We start from the raw sequence: 14,861 nt of genomic DNA on the forward strand, positions 1-14,861 counted from the left end.
CGCATGACGGACGCGATGGACTCCCCTTTGGTGGATGCGGCGCTGCACCCGGTCCGCGGCCACATGGCCTTCGAGAGCTGCGTGGAGCAGCTCGGATCGGCCATCCGGCTCGGGATCTTCCGGGTGGGGACGAAGCTCCCGGGCGAGCGCGAACTCGCCGAGAAGCTCAACGTCTCCCGCGCCACCCTGAGGGAGGCCATCAGCGCCCTCCGCGCCGCCGGGCTCGTCGCCACGACCCGGGGGCGCGGAGGGGGCACCGTCGTCCAGCCGGCCGCGGAGCAGTGGCCGGCGGATCAGACGCCGCCTCGCCGCGCCGAGATCGACGACGTGATCGTGTTCCGCTCCGTCATCGAGCCCGGTGCCGCATACCGGGCGGCGCTGACGCCGCTCGACGAGGGGCAGCGCACGCTGCTCGCCGACAGCCTCGCCGACCTCGCGGCGGCCGAGACGCCTGCCGACTACCGGCAGGCGGACGCCCGGCTGCACCTCGCGATCGCGACCGTCTGCGGATCCGACGAGCTCTCCCGCAGCTGCAGCGAGGTGCAGGTGCGGATCCACCAGCTGCTCGCCGAGATCCCCTTCCTCAAGACCAACATCGACCACGCCGAGGCGGAGCACCGGGAGATCGTCGCCGCGATCCTGGACGGCGACGCCGACCGGGCGCGGGACATCATGACCGCGCACTGCGACGCCACCGCCGCACTCCTCAAGGGCCTTCTGAAGTAAAGGACACCGCCGCAATGACCTCCTCCGATCTGAACACCCCCGTCCGCAACGACCGCATGCTCAGCGTCGAGCAGCTGCGCGGGCGCATCCTGGACGGATCCGTCGACACCGTGATCCTCGCGTTCACCGACATGCAGGGGCGCCTGCAGGGCAAGCTCCTGCACGCCCGGTTCTTCCTGGACTCGGTGCTCGGGCACGGCACCGAGGGATGCAACTACCTCCTCGCGGTCGACGTCGACATGAACACCGTCGACGGGTACGCGCACGCGTCATGGGCCGACGGCTACGGCGACATGGAGTTCGAGCTCGACCTCGCGACCATCCGCCTCATGCCGCACCGACCCGGCACCGTGATGATCCAGTGCGACCTCGCCGGCACGAACGGCGACCCGGTGCGGGTGTCGCCGCGCGAGATCCTGCGCGCCCAGACCCATCGCGCCGCCGCGCACGGCTGGAAGGCGCTCGCCGGCACCGAGCTCGAGTTCGTGATCTTCAACACTCCCTACGACCGGGCATGGGACAGCGGCTATCGCGACCTCGAGCCCGCGAACCGCTACAACGTCGACTACTCGATCCTGGGATCCACGCTCGTCGAGCCGCTGCTGCGTGAGATCCGCAACACGATGTACGCGTCCGGCCTGAACGTCGAGTCGGCCAAGGGCGAGTGCAACTTCGGGCAGCACGAGATCGCGTTCCTCTACGACGAGGTCATCACCACGGCGGACAACCACGCCTACTACAAGACCGCGTCCAAGGACATCGCCCGCCAGCACGGGCAGGCGATCACGTTCATGGCGAAGCCGAACCAGCGCGAGGGCAACTCCTGCCATGTGCACATGTCGCTGCGCGGCAAGGATGATGATGCCCTGGTGTTCTGGGACGCGGAGCGCGGCACCCGATCGGCGCTCTACGACCACTTCATCGCCGGCGTGCTGGCGACGATGCGCGACTTCACGCTCTTCTACGCGCCGAACATCAACTCCTACAAGCGGTTCGTGAAGGGCTCGTTCGCCCCCACGGCGATCGCCTGGGGCATCGACAACCGCACGAGCTCGGTGCGCCTGGTCGGCCGGGGCGCGGGCGCACGCATGGAGAACCGCCTGCCCGGCGGCGACATGAACCCGTACCTGGGCCTCGCCGCGATGCTCGCGGGCGGGCTGTACGGCATCGAGCACGAGCTGCCGCTCGAGCCGGAGACGAAGGGCAACGCGTACGAGTCCGGGGCGCCGACCGTGCCGTCGACCATGCACGAGGCGCGCGAGGCCCTGGCCCAGTCCGCGATCGCGAACGAGGTGTTCGGCGAGGACGTCGTGCGGCACTACGTGAACTACGCCGACGTGGAGATCGCCGCCTTCGATGCGGCGGTCACCGACTGGGAGCTGCGCCGCGGCTTCGAGCGGCTGTGAACGGGTTCATCGGAGAGTTCGAAAGGCTGTGGGCATGAGGATCCCTTCTTCCCGATACGGCGCCGGCGGCGTCTTCACGGTGCTCAATCCGGCGACGGGCCGGGCGGTGACGGACGTGGGCCTGGCCGACCTCGGCGAGACCGACGCGGCGATCGACCGCGCGCACCGTGTCTACCCCGCCTGGCGCGCGATCGCGCCGGGGGAGCGGGCGCGCCTGCTGCGCTCCTTCGCGAGCGTCGTGGAGGCGCACATCGACGAGCTCGCGGCCCTCGAGGTGGCGAACGCCGGCCACACGATCGGCAACGCGCGCTGGGAGGCCGGCAACGTCCGCGACGTGCTGAACTACTACAGCGCGAGCCCGGAGCGGCACTTCGGCAAGCAGATCCCGGTGCCCGGCGGCGTGGATGTGACTTTCCACGAGCCGCTCGGCGTGGTCGGCATCATCGTGCCGTGGAACTTCCCGATGCCGATCGCCGGCTGGGGGTTCGCCCCCGCGCTCGCCGCGGGCAACACCGTCGTGCTCAAGCCCGCCGAACTCACGCCGCTCACCGCGATGCGCCTGGGCGAGCTCGCGCTCGAGGCGGGGCTGCCCGAGGGCGTGTTCACGGTCATCACCGGCAAGGGCAGCGTCGTCGGGGATCGCTTCGTGACGAACCCCCTCGTGCGCAAGGTGTGCTTCACCGGATCCACGGACGTCGGCAAGGGCATCATGCGGGGCTGCGCCGACCAGATCAAGCGGGTCACCCTCGAGCTCGGCGGCAAGAACGCGAACATCGTGTTCGACGACGCGGACCTGGAGGCGGCCGCCGCGGCCGCGCCCGGCGGCGGGCTCGACAACGCTGGGCAGGACTGCTGCGCCCGTTCCCGGATCCTGGTGCAGGACACCGTGTACGAGCGGTTCCTGGAGCTGCTGCAGCCCGCGGTCGAGGCCTTCCGCGTCAAGGACCCGAACGTCGAGGATGCGGAGATGGGTCCGCTCGTCTCGGCGAAGCAGCGCGACTCCGTCGCCGCGCATCTGGAGGGCGCCGACATCGCGTTCCGCGGGCAGATCGCCGACGGGGCGGACCGGGACGGCGGCTTCTGGCTCGCGCCCGCGGTCGTGCTCCCGCGTGACGCCGCCGACCCCGTGTGGTCGCAGGAGCTGTTCGGCCCGGTGCTCGCCGTGATGCCGTTCCGCGACGAGGCCGACGCGATCGCCAAGGCCAACGACACCGCATACGGACTGAGCGGATCCATCTTCAGCCGCGACATCGGCCGCGCGCTGCGGGTGGCGCGCGGCGTGGAGAGCGGCAACCTCTCGATCAACTCGCACTCCTCGGTGCGGTACTGGACCCCGTTCGGCGGGTTCAAGCAGTCGGGACTCGGACGCGAGCTCGGACCCGACGCGCCGGACTCCTTCTCCGAGGTGAAGAACGTCTTCATCTCGACGACCTACTGATCTCCTCCACACACAGCGAAAGGCACACACGGGAATGGGAAAGCTCGAAGGCAAGGTCGGCGTCATCACCGGCGGCTGCAGCGGCATCGGACTGGCGACGGCGAAGAAGTTCATCGCGGAGGGCGCGACGGTCGTCATCGGCGACCTGGACGAGGCGAACGGCCCCCGCATCGCCGAGGAGCTGGGCGGCACGTTCGTGAAGGTGAACGTCACGAACCAGGCCGAGGTCGAGAACCTCTTCAAGGTCGCGCACGACACCTATGGCCGAATCGACATCGCCTTCAACAACGCGGGCATCTCGCCGGCGTCGGATGACTCGATCCTGAAGACCGGCATCGAGGCGTGGAACCTCGTGCAGGATGTCAATCTCACCAGCGTCTACTACTGCTGCAAGGCCGTGCTGCCGTACATGCTGGAGCAGGGCAGCGGATCCATCATCAACACGGCGTCGTTCGTCGCGATCATGGGAGCGGCGACCTCGCAGATCTCGTACACCGCGTCCAAGGGCGGCGTGCTCGCGATGACCCGCGAGCTCGGCGTCCAGTTCGCCCGCAAGGGGATCCGCGTGAACGCGCTGTGCCCCGGCCCGGTGAACACGCCGCTGCTGCAGGAGCTCTTCGCGAAGGACCCGGAGCGCGCCGCGCGTCGGCTCGTGCACGTGCCGATGGGGCGCTTCGCCGAGCCGGAGGAGATCGCGAACGCGGTCGCCTTCCTCGGCAGCGACGAGTCCAGCTTCATCACCGCGATGGACTTCCTCGTCGACGGCGGCCTGTCCAACGCCTACGTGACCCCGCTGGACTCGGACTTTGACTGAGCCCGTCTTCTCGGAGCCGCGCCCCGTCATCGGGATCACGACCTACCGCCAGGCTGCCGACTGGGGCACCTGGCGGCGGGTCGAGGCCGACCTCGTCCCGAGCGACTACGCGCGCTCGATCGAGCGGGCCGGCGGCATCCCCGTGCTGCTGCCGCCGGTGGCCGCGGGCGGGGCGGCGACCGACGTGCTCGCGCGGCTGGACGGCATCCTCGTCGCGGGCGGGGCGGATGTGAACCCCGCCCGTTACGGGCAGGAACCGGATCCGGCCGTGGTGCGCTGGTACGACGACCGCGACGCCTGGGAACTGGCACTGCTTGCCGAGGCCGAGCGGATCCGGCTGCCGCTGCTGGGCATCTGCCGGGGCATGCAGCTCATGGCAGTCGCAGCCGGCGGCTCCCTCGTGCAGCACCTGCCCGACGTGGTCGGACACGACCGGCACGCCGGTGGACCGACCTCCTACGGCGAGGCGCAGGTCGGCGTCGATGCCGCAGGGCGGGTCGCGCAGCTCGTGGCGCCTCAGCTCACCGTGCCCGTGCACCACCACCAGGCGGTGGCGGATCACCCCGGCTACCGTGCGGTGGCGCACGACGCGGACGGCGTGCTGCAGGCGATGGAGGAGGAGGGCGATCGGTTCGCGGTCGGCGTGCAGTGGCACCCGGAGACCGACGACGATCCCGCGCTCTTCGAGGGTTTGGTCGCCGCGGCGCGGGAGCGCTTGCGGAACGGGGGTCGCGGCTAGACTCGATCGAGCACGACCGAGCAGGAGAGACGTGGCGAAGAAGACGAAGGACGACACCCCGATCGGGCCCACCGGCCGTCCCTACCAGGGATTCCCCATCCCCGCTCCGCTGAAGGCGCACGGCCCCGCGCGCATCATCGCGCTGTGCAACCAGAAGGGCGGCGTCGGCAAGACGACGACCTCGATCAACCTCGCGGCGGCTCTCGCCGAGTACGGCCGCAAGGTGCTCGCGGTCGACTTCGACCCGCAGGGCGCGCTGTCGGCCGGTCTCGGGATCCCCACGCACGACATCCCCACGGTGTACGACCTGCTGCTGGACACCAAGCGAGACGCGCACGACGCGATCGTGCACACCGGCGTGGAGGGCCTCGACCTGATCCCGGCGAACATCGACCTCTCCGCGGCCGAGGTGCACCTCGTGAACGAGGTGGCGCGGGAGACGATCCTCTCCCGCGTGCTGCGCCAGGTGGCGGGGGAGTACGACGTCATCCTCATCGACTGCCAGCCGTCGCTCGGCCTGCTCACCGTGAACGCGCTCACCGCCGCGCACGGTGTGCTGATCCCGCTGGAGTGCGAGTTCTTCGCGCTGCGCGGTGTGGCGCTGCTCATCGAGACCATCGACAAGGTGCGCGACCGGCTCAACCCGTCGATCACGCTCGACGGCCTCCTCGCCACGATGTACGACGCCCGCACGCTGCACTCGCGAGAGGTGCTGGAACGGGTCGTCGAGGCGTTCGGCGACGACGTGCTGGAGACCGTGATCGGGCGCACCGTGAAGTTCCCCGACGCCTCGGTCTCGGGCGTTCCGATCACCGAGTTCGCGCCGGAGCATCCCGCCGCACAGGCGTACCTGCGACTGGCCCGGGAGCTGGTCGCGCGTGGCGCCGTCGCCTGACGAGGACCCGGGGAGCGCGCCGGTCCCTGAGCCCGTCGAAGGGCCCGCAGCGGGCGCTGAGCCCGAGAGCGGCTTCCGGGTGTCCCTGTCGAACTTCGACGGGCCGTTCGATCTGCTGCTGAGTCTCATCTCGAAGCACGAGATGGACATCACCGAGGTGTCGCTGAGCAAGGTGACCGACGAGTTCATCGCCTACCTCCGCGAGCTCGGGCCGGACGAGGATCTCGATGAGACCAGCGAGTTCCTCGTCGTTGCCGCGACGCTGCTCGACATGAAGGTGGCGGGCCTGCTGCCGCAGGGCGAGCTCGTCGACGCCGAGTCGGTGGCCCTGCTCGAGGCACGGGATCTGCTGTTCGCGCGGCTGCTGCAGTACCGCGCGTTCAAGGAGGTCTCGGCCTGGTTCGCCCGCAGCCTGCAGTACGAGGACCGGCGGCACCCGCGCGCCGTGCGGCTCGACGAGAAGCACCGCGCCCGCACCCCCGAGCTCGTGTGGACCCTCAGCGCCGACGACTTCGCCACTCTCGCGCTCATGGCGTTCGCGCCGAAGGAGATCCCCACGGTCGGCCTCGACCACCTGCATGCGCCGCTCGTGAGCATCCGGGAGCAGGCCGCGATCGTGGTCACGCTGCTGCGCACCGCTGAATCGGTGACGTTCCGCGAGCTCGTGGCGGGTGCCACGGAGCCCGGGATCGTGGTGGCGCGCTTCCTGTCCGTGCTCGAGCTGTACCGGCATGCGGCGCTGTCGTTCGAGCAGCTGGAGCCGCTCGGCGAGCTGACCCTGCGCTGGTCGGCGGAGCACTGGTCCGACGAGATGCTGGCGACGTTGGGAGCCGATTATGACCGATGACATCACCGATGCCGCGCCGAGTGCTTCGACGGACTCGGCGACCGGCGCCGAGCTGCCGCTCACCGAGAAGCTCGAGGCGATCCTGCTCATCATCGAGGAGCCGCACAGCCTGGTCTCGCTCGCTGCCGCGGTCGGGGCGCCGGTGCCCGCCGTGCGCCAGGCGATCGCGACACTGGTCGACGAGTACGACGGGCGCGGGAAGGGTCCGCGACGCGGCTTCGAGCTGCGCGAGGTCGGCGGAGGCTGGCGGCTCTACGTGCGCGAGGAGTACGACGACCTGGTGGCCGACTTCGTGGGCGGGCAGGCGCCGGCGCGGCTGTCGCAGGCCGCGCTGGAGACGCTCGCCGTGATCGCGTACAAGCAACCGGTGACGCGCAGTCAGGTCGCTTCGATCCGCGCGGTGAACGTCGACTCCGTGGTGCGCACCCTGGTGGGGCGGGGACTCATCACCGAGCTCTTCCAGGACGCGGAGACCGGCGCGATCAACTACGGCACGACCGACCTGCTGCTGCAGAACCTCGGCATCAACTCGCTGGACGAGCTGCCGCCGATCTCGCCGCTGCTCGACGACGGCTCCGAAGGATTCAGTGAAAGGGCATGATGTCGACCGAACCTGAGGGCGTGCGCCTGCAGAAGGTGCTCGCGAACGCCGGTGTCGCTTCTCGACGCGTGATCGAGCAGTACATCGTGGAGGGGCGGATCCGCGTCAACGGATCCGTCGTCACCGAGCTCGGCACCCGGATCGATCCGTCGACCGACCTCGTCGACGTCGACGGCACCGCTGTCCAGCTGGACACCGGCAAGCGCTACGTCATGCTGAACAAGCCGACCGGCGTCGTCTCGTCGATGAAGGACGAGAAGGGGCGACCGGATCTGCGCCGGTTCACGCAGCAGTACGAGGAGCGCCTCTACAACGTGGGGCGCCTGGACGCCGACACCAGCGGGCTGCTCATCCTCACCAACGACGGCGACCTCGCGCACGTGCTCGCGCATCCTTCCTTCGGGGTGACGAAGGTCTACATCGCCAAGGTCTCCGGTCGTGTGACCGCGCAGACCATCGCGAAGCTCACCCGCGGCATCGACCTCGAGGACGGTCCGATCGCCGCCGACAAAGCGCGCCTGCTGGATTCCTCCGCGGGATCCAGCCTCGTCGAGCTCACGCTGCACTCCGGGCGCAACCGGATCGTGCGCCGGATGCTCGCCGCGGTCGGCCACCCGGTCACCGAACTCGTGCGCCGACAGTTCGGACCCCTGCACCTGGGAACGCTCCCGGCGGGGAAGAGCCGCGAACTGACTAAAATCGAACTCGGCGCGCTTCTGACCCTGTCGCGCCAGGAATCCCCCACGGGCGGCGCTTCGGACCCTTCGACAGCCTCAGGGACCGAGCAGGCGCGTTCAGACGCGCAGGAGAACGAGTGAGCGACACGAGCAGGACGCCGATCGAGCGCGCCGCGAGACTGTCCGGGACCGTCCGGATCGTCGGCGCGGGGCTTCTCGGCGCGAGCATCGGGCACGCCCTCACCGCGAAGGGGGTCGACGTCGCCCTCGCCGACACGTCTCCCGCGCAGCTGCGCCTCGCGATCGACTACGGCGCGGGCCGCGCGGCACGCGACGACGACGCCCCCGTGCTCGTGGTCGTCGCCGTGCCGCCGGATGTGACCGCCGACGTCATCGAAGCCGAGCTCTCGCGGTTCCCGGAGGCCGTGGTGACGGACGTCGCGAGCGTCAAGCTCGAACCGCTGCGGGCGCTGCGCGAGCGCGGCGTCGACCTGACGCGCTACATCGGATCCCATCCGCTGGCCGGACGCGAGCGGGGCGGAGCCATCTCGGCGCGCGCGGATATCTTCATCGGGCGCCCCTGGGTGGTCTGCCGCGACGAGGAGACCCGGCCTGCGGATCTCGCGCTCGTCGAGGGACTCGCGCTCGACCTCGAGGCCATGCCGCTCGAGATGACCCCGGAGGAGCACGACCGCGCGGTCGCGCTCACCTCGCATGTGCCGCAGGTGGTCGCGAGCCTGCTCGCCGCGCGCCTCGCCGACGCGGACGACGGATCCCTCCGCCTCGCCGGACAGGGCGTGCGCGACACCACGCGCATCGCCGCCTCCGCCCCCGAACTGTGGGTGCAGATCCTCGGCGCGAACGCCGCTCCCGTGGTCTCCGTGCTGGACGCGCTCGCCGCGGACCTGGCCGAGGTGGCCGACGCCCTGCGCGACCCCGATCGCGCCGGATCACGGCGGACGGTCGCGGAGGCCATCCGGCACGGCAACGAGGGCGTCGAGCGGCTGCCGGGCAAGCACGGCCAGAACCGCCGGTTCGAGTCGTTCGTGGTCATGATCGACGACACCGCGGGCCAGCTCGGGCGCCTCTTCGGCGAACTCGGCGAGCTCGAGGTGAACGTCGAGGACCTGCGTCTGGAGCACTCTCCCGGCGCGCAGTTCGGCCTCGCCGAGATCAGCGTCGTGCCGGCCGCCCTGCGCGGTGCCGTAGAGGGACTGGAGGCCAGAGGATGGCGGATTGCGAGCATGCCGGATGACTGACCCTTCGACCTCGGAGACCGTGCCGTTCATCGTCGCGGTGGACGGCCCTGCCGGATCCGGCAAGTCCAGTGTGTCCAAGGCCGTGGCCCGCCGCCTCGGCTACGGCTTCCTCGACACGGGTGCCGCCTACCGCGCGCTGGCGTGGCACGTCCTGGATCGCGGCGACGACACCGCCGACGAGGCCGCGGTGCTCGCCGCCGCCGCCGACTTCCCGTTCCGACAGGGGCTCGATCCGGACGACCGCGTGGTGCACGTCGGCGACGTCGACGTCACTGCGGCGATCCGCGAGCCGCGGGTGTCCGGTGCGGTGAGCGGCGTGGCGCGCGTGCCCGCCGTCCGCGTGCAGGTGAACGACGCGTTCCGCCGCATCGTGCGCGAGTCGGCGTACCCCGCGGTGGTGGTGGAGGGGCGCGACATCACGACCGTCGTCGCCCCGGACGCACCGGTGCGGATCCTGCTCACGGCGGCGCCCGAGGTGCGCGCTGCCCGTCGGGCCGCGGAGCTCGGCGCCGAGGATGCGGGAGCCGTGGCGGCGGCGCTGCACAGCCGCGACGCCAAGGACAGTGCGGTGGTGGACTTCCTCACCGCCGCAGAAGGAGTCGAGGTCGTGGATTCGACCGACCTCGACTTCGACCAGACCATCGACGCCGTGATCGCGGTGATCGAGCGACGCCAAGGAATGAACGCATGACAGACGAGTACGACCCCTCCACAGGTGCCGGCGACGACCGCCTCGCCGAGAAGCTGGAGGCGATGGACGAGGAACTCGTCGAGGCGCGCGCCGCGACCCTGCGCGCGGGCCTCGAGGACTACGAGCTGGATGACGAGGACGCCGAGCTGCTCGCGGGCCTCGTCTCCGGCGAGGACGGGATCGAGTACCTTCCGGCGCTGCCCGTGGTCGCGATCGTGGGTCGGCCGAACGTCGGCAAGTCGGCGCTCGTGAACCGGATCCTGGGTCGCCGCGAGGCGGTCGTCGAGGACACTCCCGGCGTCACCCGCGACCGCGTCACGTACAAGGCCGAGTGGATGGACCGGCGCTTCACGCTGGTCGACACCGGCGGCTGGGAGCCGGACGCGAAGGGCATCGACCGCTCCGTCGCCGCGCAGGCCGAGGTCGCCATCGACCTCAGCGACGTGGTGCTCTTCGTCGTCGACGCCATGGTCGGCGCCACCTCGACCGACGAGCACGTCGTGAAGCTGCTGCGCAAGAGCGGCAAGCCGGTGTTCCTCGTCGCCAACAAGATCGACGACGCCCGCCAGGAGCCCGAGGCGGCGGCGCTGTGGAATCTCGGTCTCGGTGAGCCGTACCCCGTGTCCGCGATCCACGGCCGTGGTGTCGCCGATCTTCTCGACGCCATCATGGCGAAGCTCCCCGAGGTGTCCGCCGTGGCCAAGGCCGAGATCGGCGGCCCGCGCCGCGTCGCGATCCTGGGCCGCCCGAACGTGGGCAAGTCCTCGCTGCTGAACAAGGCCGCGGGGGAGGAGCGCGTGGTCGTCAACGACCTCGCCGGCACCACCCGCGACCCGGTGGACGAGATCGTCGAGCTCGGCGGCAGGATGTGGCGCTTCGTCGACACCGCCGGCATCCGCCGTCGCGTCCACCTGCAGCAGGGTGCGGACTTCTACGCCTCGCTGCGCACCTCGGCCGCACTGGAGAAGGCGGAGGTCGCGGTGGTCGTGCTCGACGTCAGCCAGCCGATCAGCGTTCAGGACCTCAACATCATCGACCTGGTGCTGGAGTCGGGGCGGGCGCTCGTGCTCGCCTTCAACAAGTGGGATCGCCTCTCCGACGACGACATGGAGAACCAGGACCGCCGGCGGTACCTCGAGCGGGAGATCGAGCAGGATCTCGCGCACGTGGCCTGGGCGCCGCGCGTGAACATCTCCGCCAAGACGGGCCGGCACCTGGACAAGCTCGTCCCCGCGCTGGAGACCGCGCTGGAGAACTGGGACCGCCGCATCCCGACCGGCAAGTTCAACGCCTTCCTCACCGAGCTCGTCGCCGCCCACCCGCATCCGCTGCGGGGCGGCAAGCAGCCGAGGATCCTGTTCGGGACGCAGGCGTCGACGCGCCCGCCGACATTCGTGCTGTTCACGACGGGATTCCTGGATCCCGGTTACCGCCGGTTCATCCAGCGGCGCCTGCGCGAGCTGTACGACTTCGAGGGCACGCCGATCGTGATCAACATGCGGGTGCGCGAGCGCCGGCAGCGCTGAGCCGGCGCGGTCCGCGCTGCTCAGGCGGTGCGGGCCGCGCGCACCATCGCGGTGCGGTCGGGCTCGGTGAAGCCGAACTGGCGGTACAGGCCGTGCGCGTCGCTCGTGAAGAGCGTCCACCGCATGTCCGCGCCCGGGCCCTCGTCGACCATGAGCCGGACCAGGCGCTTGCCGAGGCCGTGGCCGCGGTGCTCGGCGAGCACGTAGACGTCGGCGAGGTACGCGAAGGCGATGCCGTCCGAGATCGCGCGGGCGAAGCCCACCTGCTCCCCGGTGTCCCTGCGGTAAGCGCCGACGACGCGCCACGCCCCGGCGATCTGCGCCTCCACATCGGCGCGGGAGCGCCAGCGCGCCCAGTACGCCTCGGTGGACAGCCAGTCCCACACCGCGTCGGTCTGGATCCGGGCCGGATCGTCGTCGAGTTCATAGGCGTCGAGTTCGTGGGCGTCGGGTCCTTGGGCGGTCATGCAGACCATTCTTGCAAGGGGTCGCGGTCGCGCTCCGCCATCCGTCACCTGCAACGTTCCGTCGCACAGGGCCGCGTCACGGTCGCGTGTGAAAGGCTGGACGGGTGACGATCGTTCCTCCCGCTCCCGGCGAGCCCCGGCGTCCGCACGGGCCGCTCGATTCGGGCGACGCGTGGGTGGTGTCGCCGACCGGCGAGCGCTACTGGGGGCGGTACGGGGCGGCCGGGCTGCTGGCGTTCGACCCTGCCCGCGGGGTGCTGCTGCAGCACCGCGTCGCATGGTCGCACCACGGCGACACCTGGGCGCTGCCGGGCGGTGCACGGCATGCCGGAGAGTCCGCTCGGGAGGGCGCGATCCGCGAGGCGCAGGAGGAGGCCGGCGTCCCCGACGGGGCCGTGCGCGCGCGGTTCGAGAGTGTGCTGGATCTCGGGATCTGGAGCTACGCCACGGTCGTGGCCGACGTCGTGGTGCCGTTCGAGCCGGTGATCAGCGACCCGGAGAGCCTGGCGCTGGAGTGGGTGCCGGTCGACGAGGTGGATGCCCGTCCGCTGCATCCGGGCTTCGCGGCGGCGTGGCCGGAGCTGCGGGCGCTGCTGGACGTGCGGCCGGTCGTGATCGTGGACGCCGCGAACGTGGTCGGATCCGTGCCCGACGGCTGGTGGAAGGACAGGGCGGGCGCGACGGCGCGCCTGCGCGACCGCCTCGAGGACTGGGCGCGGAGGGGAGTGGAAGCCGGGCGGGTCGCGCTCGACTCCACCCGATGGCACCCGCGCGTGGCGCTGGTCGCCGAGGGCGCCGCCCGCTCGGTCGACGATCCGGACGAGACCCCCGATGTCGCGTGCGCCGTGGAGATCGTGCGCGCGCCGGCGGCCGGCGACGACACCATCGTCGCGGTGGCGGCGGAGCACGTCGCCGCCGGCGACCGCGTGTTCGTCGTCACGAGCGATCGCGGTCTGGCCGAGCGGATCGAGGCGCTGACCGGGGACGGGCGTTCCGCCGAAGTCCGGCCGGTGCGCTGGCTGCTGGACCAGCTCGACGAGGATGCGCGGACCACGGTCTGAACGAGGCGCTCGGGCGTTGGGCCCGAGCTTCCTCCGCAACGCGACCGCCTGGCGTGGATGCCGGCCTCGGGGCAGACTGCTCCCTCGAAACGGTCAGACGAACATGATCCGGCGCGGGGGACGGTCGTCGTAGGTGCGGCCCAGCGGGCTGATCCAGCGCACGACGCCATCCGCGAGCTGATGCGCGGTCCAGCGAACGATGTCGTCGAGGTCGGGATGCTTGAGCGGATGGTGTCCGGGGCAGAAGTCGGCGAGGTTCGTGAGTTCGGTCAGACCGCCCTTGGCGTAGTCGTGGTTGTGGTCGATCTCGCATCGATGCGCGGGAGTGTGGCAGCCGGGGAAACGGCAGCGCTGATCCCTGGCCCGGAGGAAGCGCTTCATCGCGCCGGTCGGCGTGTAGCGGTCGACCTTCGTGACCATGCCGGCGGAGTCGAGGAAGAGCCTGTTCCAGCCGGTCGCCCGCCCGGCGAGATCCCGGGCGATGGCCGGATCCAGTGGTCCGTATCCGTCGAGTTCAGCCAGACGGTCGTCTTCGCCGGCGAGGGTCGTCGCAGCGACGGTGACCTGCACGGTGGCCTGGACGTTGTCCAGGCCGGTGCCGAGGACGTCGGAGAGACGCGCGGCGAGGAGGAGGTCGACCAGGGCGTCCGCCTCGATCTGCGCCCGGGTGCGACCGTCCGCGGTGACCTCCTCGGGGCCAGGGCCGTCGTCGTCGGAGTCTTCGCGGTCTGGCGAGCGGTCGATGTCGGGGTCGACGGCGTACGTCTCGCTCGCGATGATGAGGTCGTAGGCGTCGAGCCGAGGGGCGTCGGGGAAGAGATTCGCAGCCTCCGGCCAATCGTCGAGATCGGCGCCCTCGGGGATCACGCTGGCGGCAGCGGCGCGCGCTGGGCTCGCAGCGGCACCCGGATCTGCGGAGCCGGCGGCGGGCGGCGACGCGGAAGCAGGTGCGGAGGCGGCGCGAGAGGCCGCATCGCCGGGGCTCTGCGCGGCGGCGCGCGACGTCTGCGCGATCGTCTTCGCGAGGCGACGCAGACGATCCTTGATCGCGACCGCGTACACCTCGGGGAGGACCGCGGTGAGCAGCGCCATGCCCTCATCCAGCGAACGCACGGTCACGCAGCGCTCGTCGGCGGCACGACGATGCCGTTCCTTCAATGACTCGCCGGCGATGACGGCCGCGATCTGGCGAGCGGTGACGCGGGTGCGGGTGGGGGAGTCCTGCTCCGCCACGGCGATGCACGCCTGCTCGTACATCGCAAACGACTCCTCGCCGATGCGCAGGTTGCGTACGGCGTCTCGGACCGGATCCGCAGCAGAGATGATCGCGCGCACGTGCTGCACCGAGATCGTTCCGCGGCGGAGCGCTTCGTGCAGCCCGGGGAAGTACATGGTCAGGGCCTCGGCATCCGCGAAGGAGTTCTCCACACTGCCGGATCCGGCGCGACCCGCCGCCGTGTACTCCGCGACCATCGATCGCCGGGCCATATCCCGATGCACCGGGTGCGCCGCGACATCCTGATCGAAGAGCGCCGCTCTGGTGGCGAGCAGGTCGACTGCTTCCGCCTCGAGTCGCGCGATCTCGGCGCGCTTCGCCACCCATGCGTCGAGCAGCACCTCGCGGTCTGCGAGCGGTGGGCGGGTGAAGCTGGTCATGCCCTCAGTTTAGAACATAACTACGAAAGAAGGAAGGCCTGTGGAAAGAAATCCAGGG

General features: G+C 70.7%; 15 protein-coding genes. 13 read left to right on the forward strand and 2 right to left on the reverse strand.

Annotated elements, in window-relative coordinates:
- The first annotated feature begins 3 nt into the window (after nt 1-3).
- The 12 genes from AERO9AM_RS07680 to der are packed head-to-tail and all read left to right on the forward strand — an operon-like array spanning nt 4 to nt 11,619.
- Complete coding sequence (locus AERO9AM_RS07680; RefSeq protein WP_159575606.1) at nt 4-726, forward strand: FadR/GntR family transcriptional regulator; 723 nt, start codon at nt 4-6, stop codon at nt 724-726.
- A 14-nt stretch (nt 727-740) separates the two neighbouring features.
- Complete coding sequence (locus tag AERO9AM_RS07685) at nt 741-2,132, forward strand: glutamine synthetase family protein (RefSeq protein WP_236602531.1); 1,392 nt, start codon at nt 741-743, stop codon at nt 2,130-2,132.
- 34 nt (nt 2,133-2,166) lie between these two features.
- Nucleotides 2,167-3,570: an aldehyde dehydrogenase family protein gene (locus AERO9AM_RS07690; protein ID WP_159575607.1), complete on the forward strand. Its 1,404-nt coding sequence runs from the start codon at nt 2,167-2,169 to the stop codon at nt 3,568-3,570.
- Between the two features lie 34 nt (nt 3,571-3,604).
- Nucleotides 3,605-4,384 carry a 3-oxoacyl-ACP reductase gene (locus AERO9AM_RS07695; protein ID WP_159575608.1) on the forward strand — a complete coding sequence of 260 codons (780 nt, stop codon included), beginning with the start codon at nt 3,605-3,607 and terminating at the stop codon, nt 4,382-4,384.
- Entirely contained in the window at nt 4,377-5,123 is a 747-nt protein-coding gene (locus tag AERO9AM_RS07700; protein ID WP_159575609.1) for a gamma-glutamyl-gamma-aminobutyrate hydrolase family protein, read from the forward strand. The genes AERO9AM_RS07695 and AERO9AM_RS07700 overlap by 8 nt, the downstream gene beginning before the upstream one ends.
- Nucleotides 5,124-5,154: 31 nt before the next feature.
- A complete protein-coding gene (locus AERO9AM_RS07705) occupies nt 5,155-6,018 on the forward strand; it encodes a ParA family protein (protein WP_159575610.1) in 864 nt (287 codons plus the stop codon).
- Nucleotides 6,002-6,865 (forward strand): segregation and condensation protein A, encoded by an 864-nt coding sequence (locus AERO9AM_RS07710; protein ID WP_159575611.1) that lies wholly within the window; start codon nt 6,002-6,004, stop codon nt 6,863-6,865. Before AERO9AM_RS07705 ends, AERO9AM_RS07710 begins: the two co-directional genes overlap by 17 nt.
- On the forward strand, nt 6,855-7,466 hold the full coding sequence (gene scpB, locus AERO9AM_RS07715) for an SMC-Scp complex subunit ScpB (RefSeq protein ID WP_159575612.1): 612 nt from the start codon (nt 6,855-6,857) through the stop codon (nt 7,464-7,466). Before AERO9AM_RS07710 ends, scpB begins: the two co-directional genes overlap by 11 nt.
- Nucleotides 7,466-8,284: a pseudouridine synthase gene (locus AERO9AM_RS07720; protein ID WP_442923279.1), complete on the forward strand. Its 819-nt coding sequence runs from the start codon at nt 7,466-7,468 to the stop codon at nt 8,282-8,284. The genes scpB and AERO9AM_RS07720 overlap by 1 nt, the downstream gene beginning before the upstream one ends.
- Nucleotides 8,281-9,402 (forward strand): prephenate dehydrogenase, encoded by a 1,122-nt coding sequence (locus tag AERO9AM_RS07725; protein WP_159575614.1) that lies wholly within the window; start codon nt 8,281-8,283, stop codon nt 9,400-9,402. The genes AERO9AM_RS07720 and AERO9AM_RS07725 overlap by 4 nt, the downstream gene beginning before the upstream one ends.
- Entirely contained in the window at nt 9,395-10,093 is a 699-nt protein-coding gene (gene cmk, locus AERO9AM_RS07730; RefSeq protein WP_159575615.1) for a (d)CMP kinase, read from the forward strand. Before AERO9AM_RS07725 ends, cmk begins: the two co-directional genes overlap by 8 nt.
- Nucleotides 10,090-11,619, forward strand: coding sequence for a ribosome biogenesis GTPase Der (gene der, locus AERO9AM_RS07735; RefSeq protein WP_159575616.1), 1,530 nt, complete (start codon nt 10,090-10,092; stop codon nt 11,617-11,619). Before cmk ends, der begins: the two co-directional genes overlap by 4 nt.
- Before the next feature lie 20 nt (nt 11,620-11,639).
- Here der and AERO9AM_RS07740 read toward each other — a convergent pair whose 3' ends face one another.
- On the reverse strand, nt 11,640-12,086 hold the full coding sequence (locus AERO9AM_RS07740) for a GNAT family N-acetyltransferase (RefSeq protein WP_159575617.1): 447 nt from the start codon (nt 12,084-12,086) through the stop codon (nt 11,640-11,642).
- A 104-nt stretch (nt 12,087-12,190) separates the two neighbouring features.
- Between AERO9AM_RS07740 and AERO9AM_RS07745 the strand changes: the two genes are divergently transcribed.
- Entirely contained in the window at nt 12,191-13,147 is a 957-nt protein-coding gene (locus tag AERO9AM_RS07745; protein ID WP_159575618.1) for an NUDIX domain-containing protein, read from the forward strand.
- Between the two features lie 93 nt (nt 13,148-13,240).
- On the opposite strand, the gene AERO9AM_RS07750 is transcribed toward AERO9AM_RS07745, so the two are convergent.
- Nucleotides 13,241-14,803: an HNH endonuclease signature motif containing protein gene (locus AERO9AM_RS07750; protein ID WP_159575619.1), complete on the reverse strand. Its 1,563-nt coding sequence runs from the start codon at nt 14,801-14,803 to the stop codon at nt 13,241-13,243.
- Nucleotides 14,804-14,861 lie beyond the last annotated feature (58 nt).

This window comes from Microbacterium sp. 8M (assembly GCF_902506375.1).
Taxonomy (GTDB): domain Bacteria; phylum Actinomycetota; class Actinomycetes; order Actinomycetales; family Microbacteriaceae; genus Microbacterium.

What these genes read in the sequence shown, in the direction of transcription:
- AERO9AM_RS07750 (WP_159575619.1), bottom strand. Translation starts at nt 14,803, where the DNA reads ATGACCAGCTTCACCCGCCCACCGCTCGCAGACCGCGAGGTGCTGCTC.
- AERO9AM_RS07695 (WP_159575608.1), top strand. Translation starts at nt 3,605, where the DNA reads ATGGGAAAGCTCGAAGGCAAGGTCGGCGTCATCACCGGCGGCTGCAGC.
- AERO9AM_RS07685 (WP_236602531.1), top strand. Translation starts at nt 741, where the DNA reads ATGACCTCCTCCGATCTGAACACCCCCGTCCGCAACGACCGCATGCTC.
- AERO9AM_RS07680 (WP_159575606.1), top strand. Translation starts at nt 4, where the DNA reads ATGACGGACGCGATGGACTCCCCTTTGGTGGATGCGGCGCTGCACCCG.
- der (WP_159575616.1), top strand. Translation starts at nt 10,090, where the DNA reads ATGACAGACGAGTACGACCCCTCCACAGGTGCCGGCGACGACCGCCTC.
- scpB (WP_159575612.1), top strand. Translation starts at nt 6,855, where the DNA reads ATGACCGATGACATCACCGATGCCGCGCCGAGTGCTTCGACGGACTCG.
- AERO9AM_RS07720 (WP_442923279.1), top strand. Translation starts at nt 7,466, where the DNA reads ATGTCGACCGAACCTGAGGGCGTGCGCCTGCAGAAGGTGCTCGCGAAC.
- cmk (WP_159575615.1), top strand. Translation starts at nt 9,395, where the DNA reads ATGACTGACCCTTCGACCTCGGAGACCGTGCCGTTCATCGTCGCGGTG.
- AERO9AM_RS07690 (WP_159575607.1), top strand. Translation starts at nt 2,167, where the DNA reads ATGAGGATCCCTTCTTCCCGATACGGCGCCGGCGGCGTCTTCACGGTG.
- AERO9AM_RS07740 (WP_159575617.1), bottom strand. Translation starts at nt 12,086, where the DNA reads ATGACCGCCCAAGGACCCGACGCCCACGAACTCGACGCCTATGAACTC.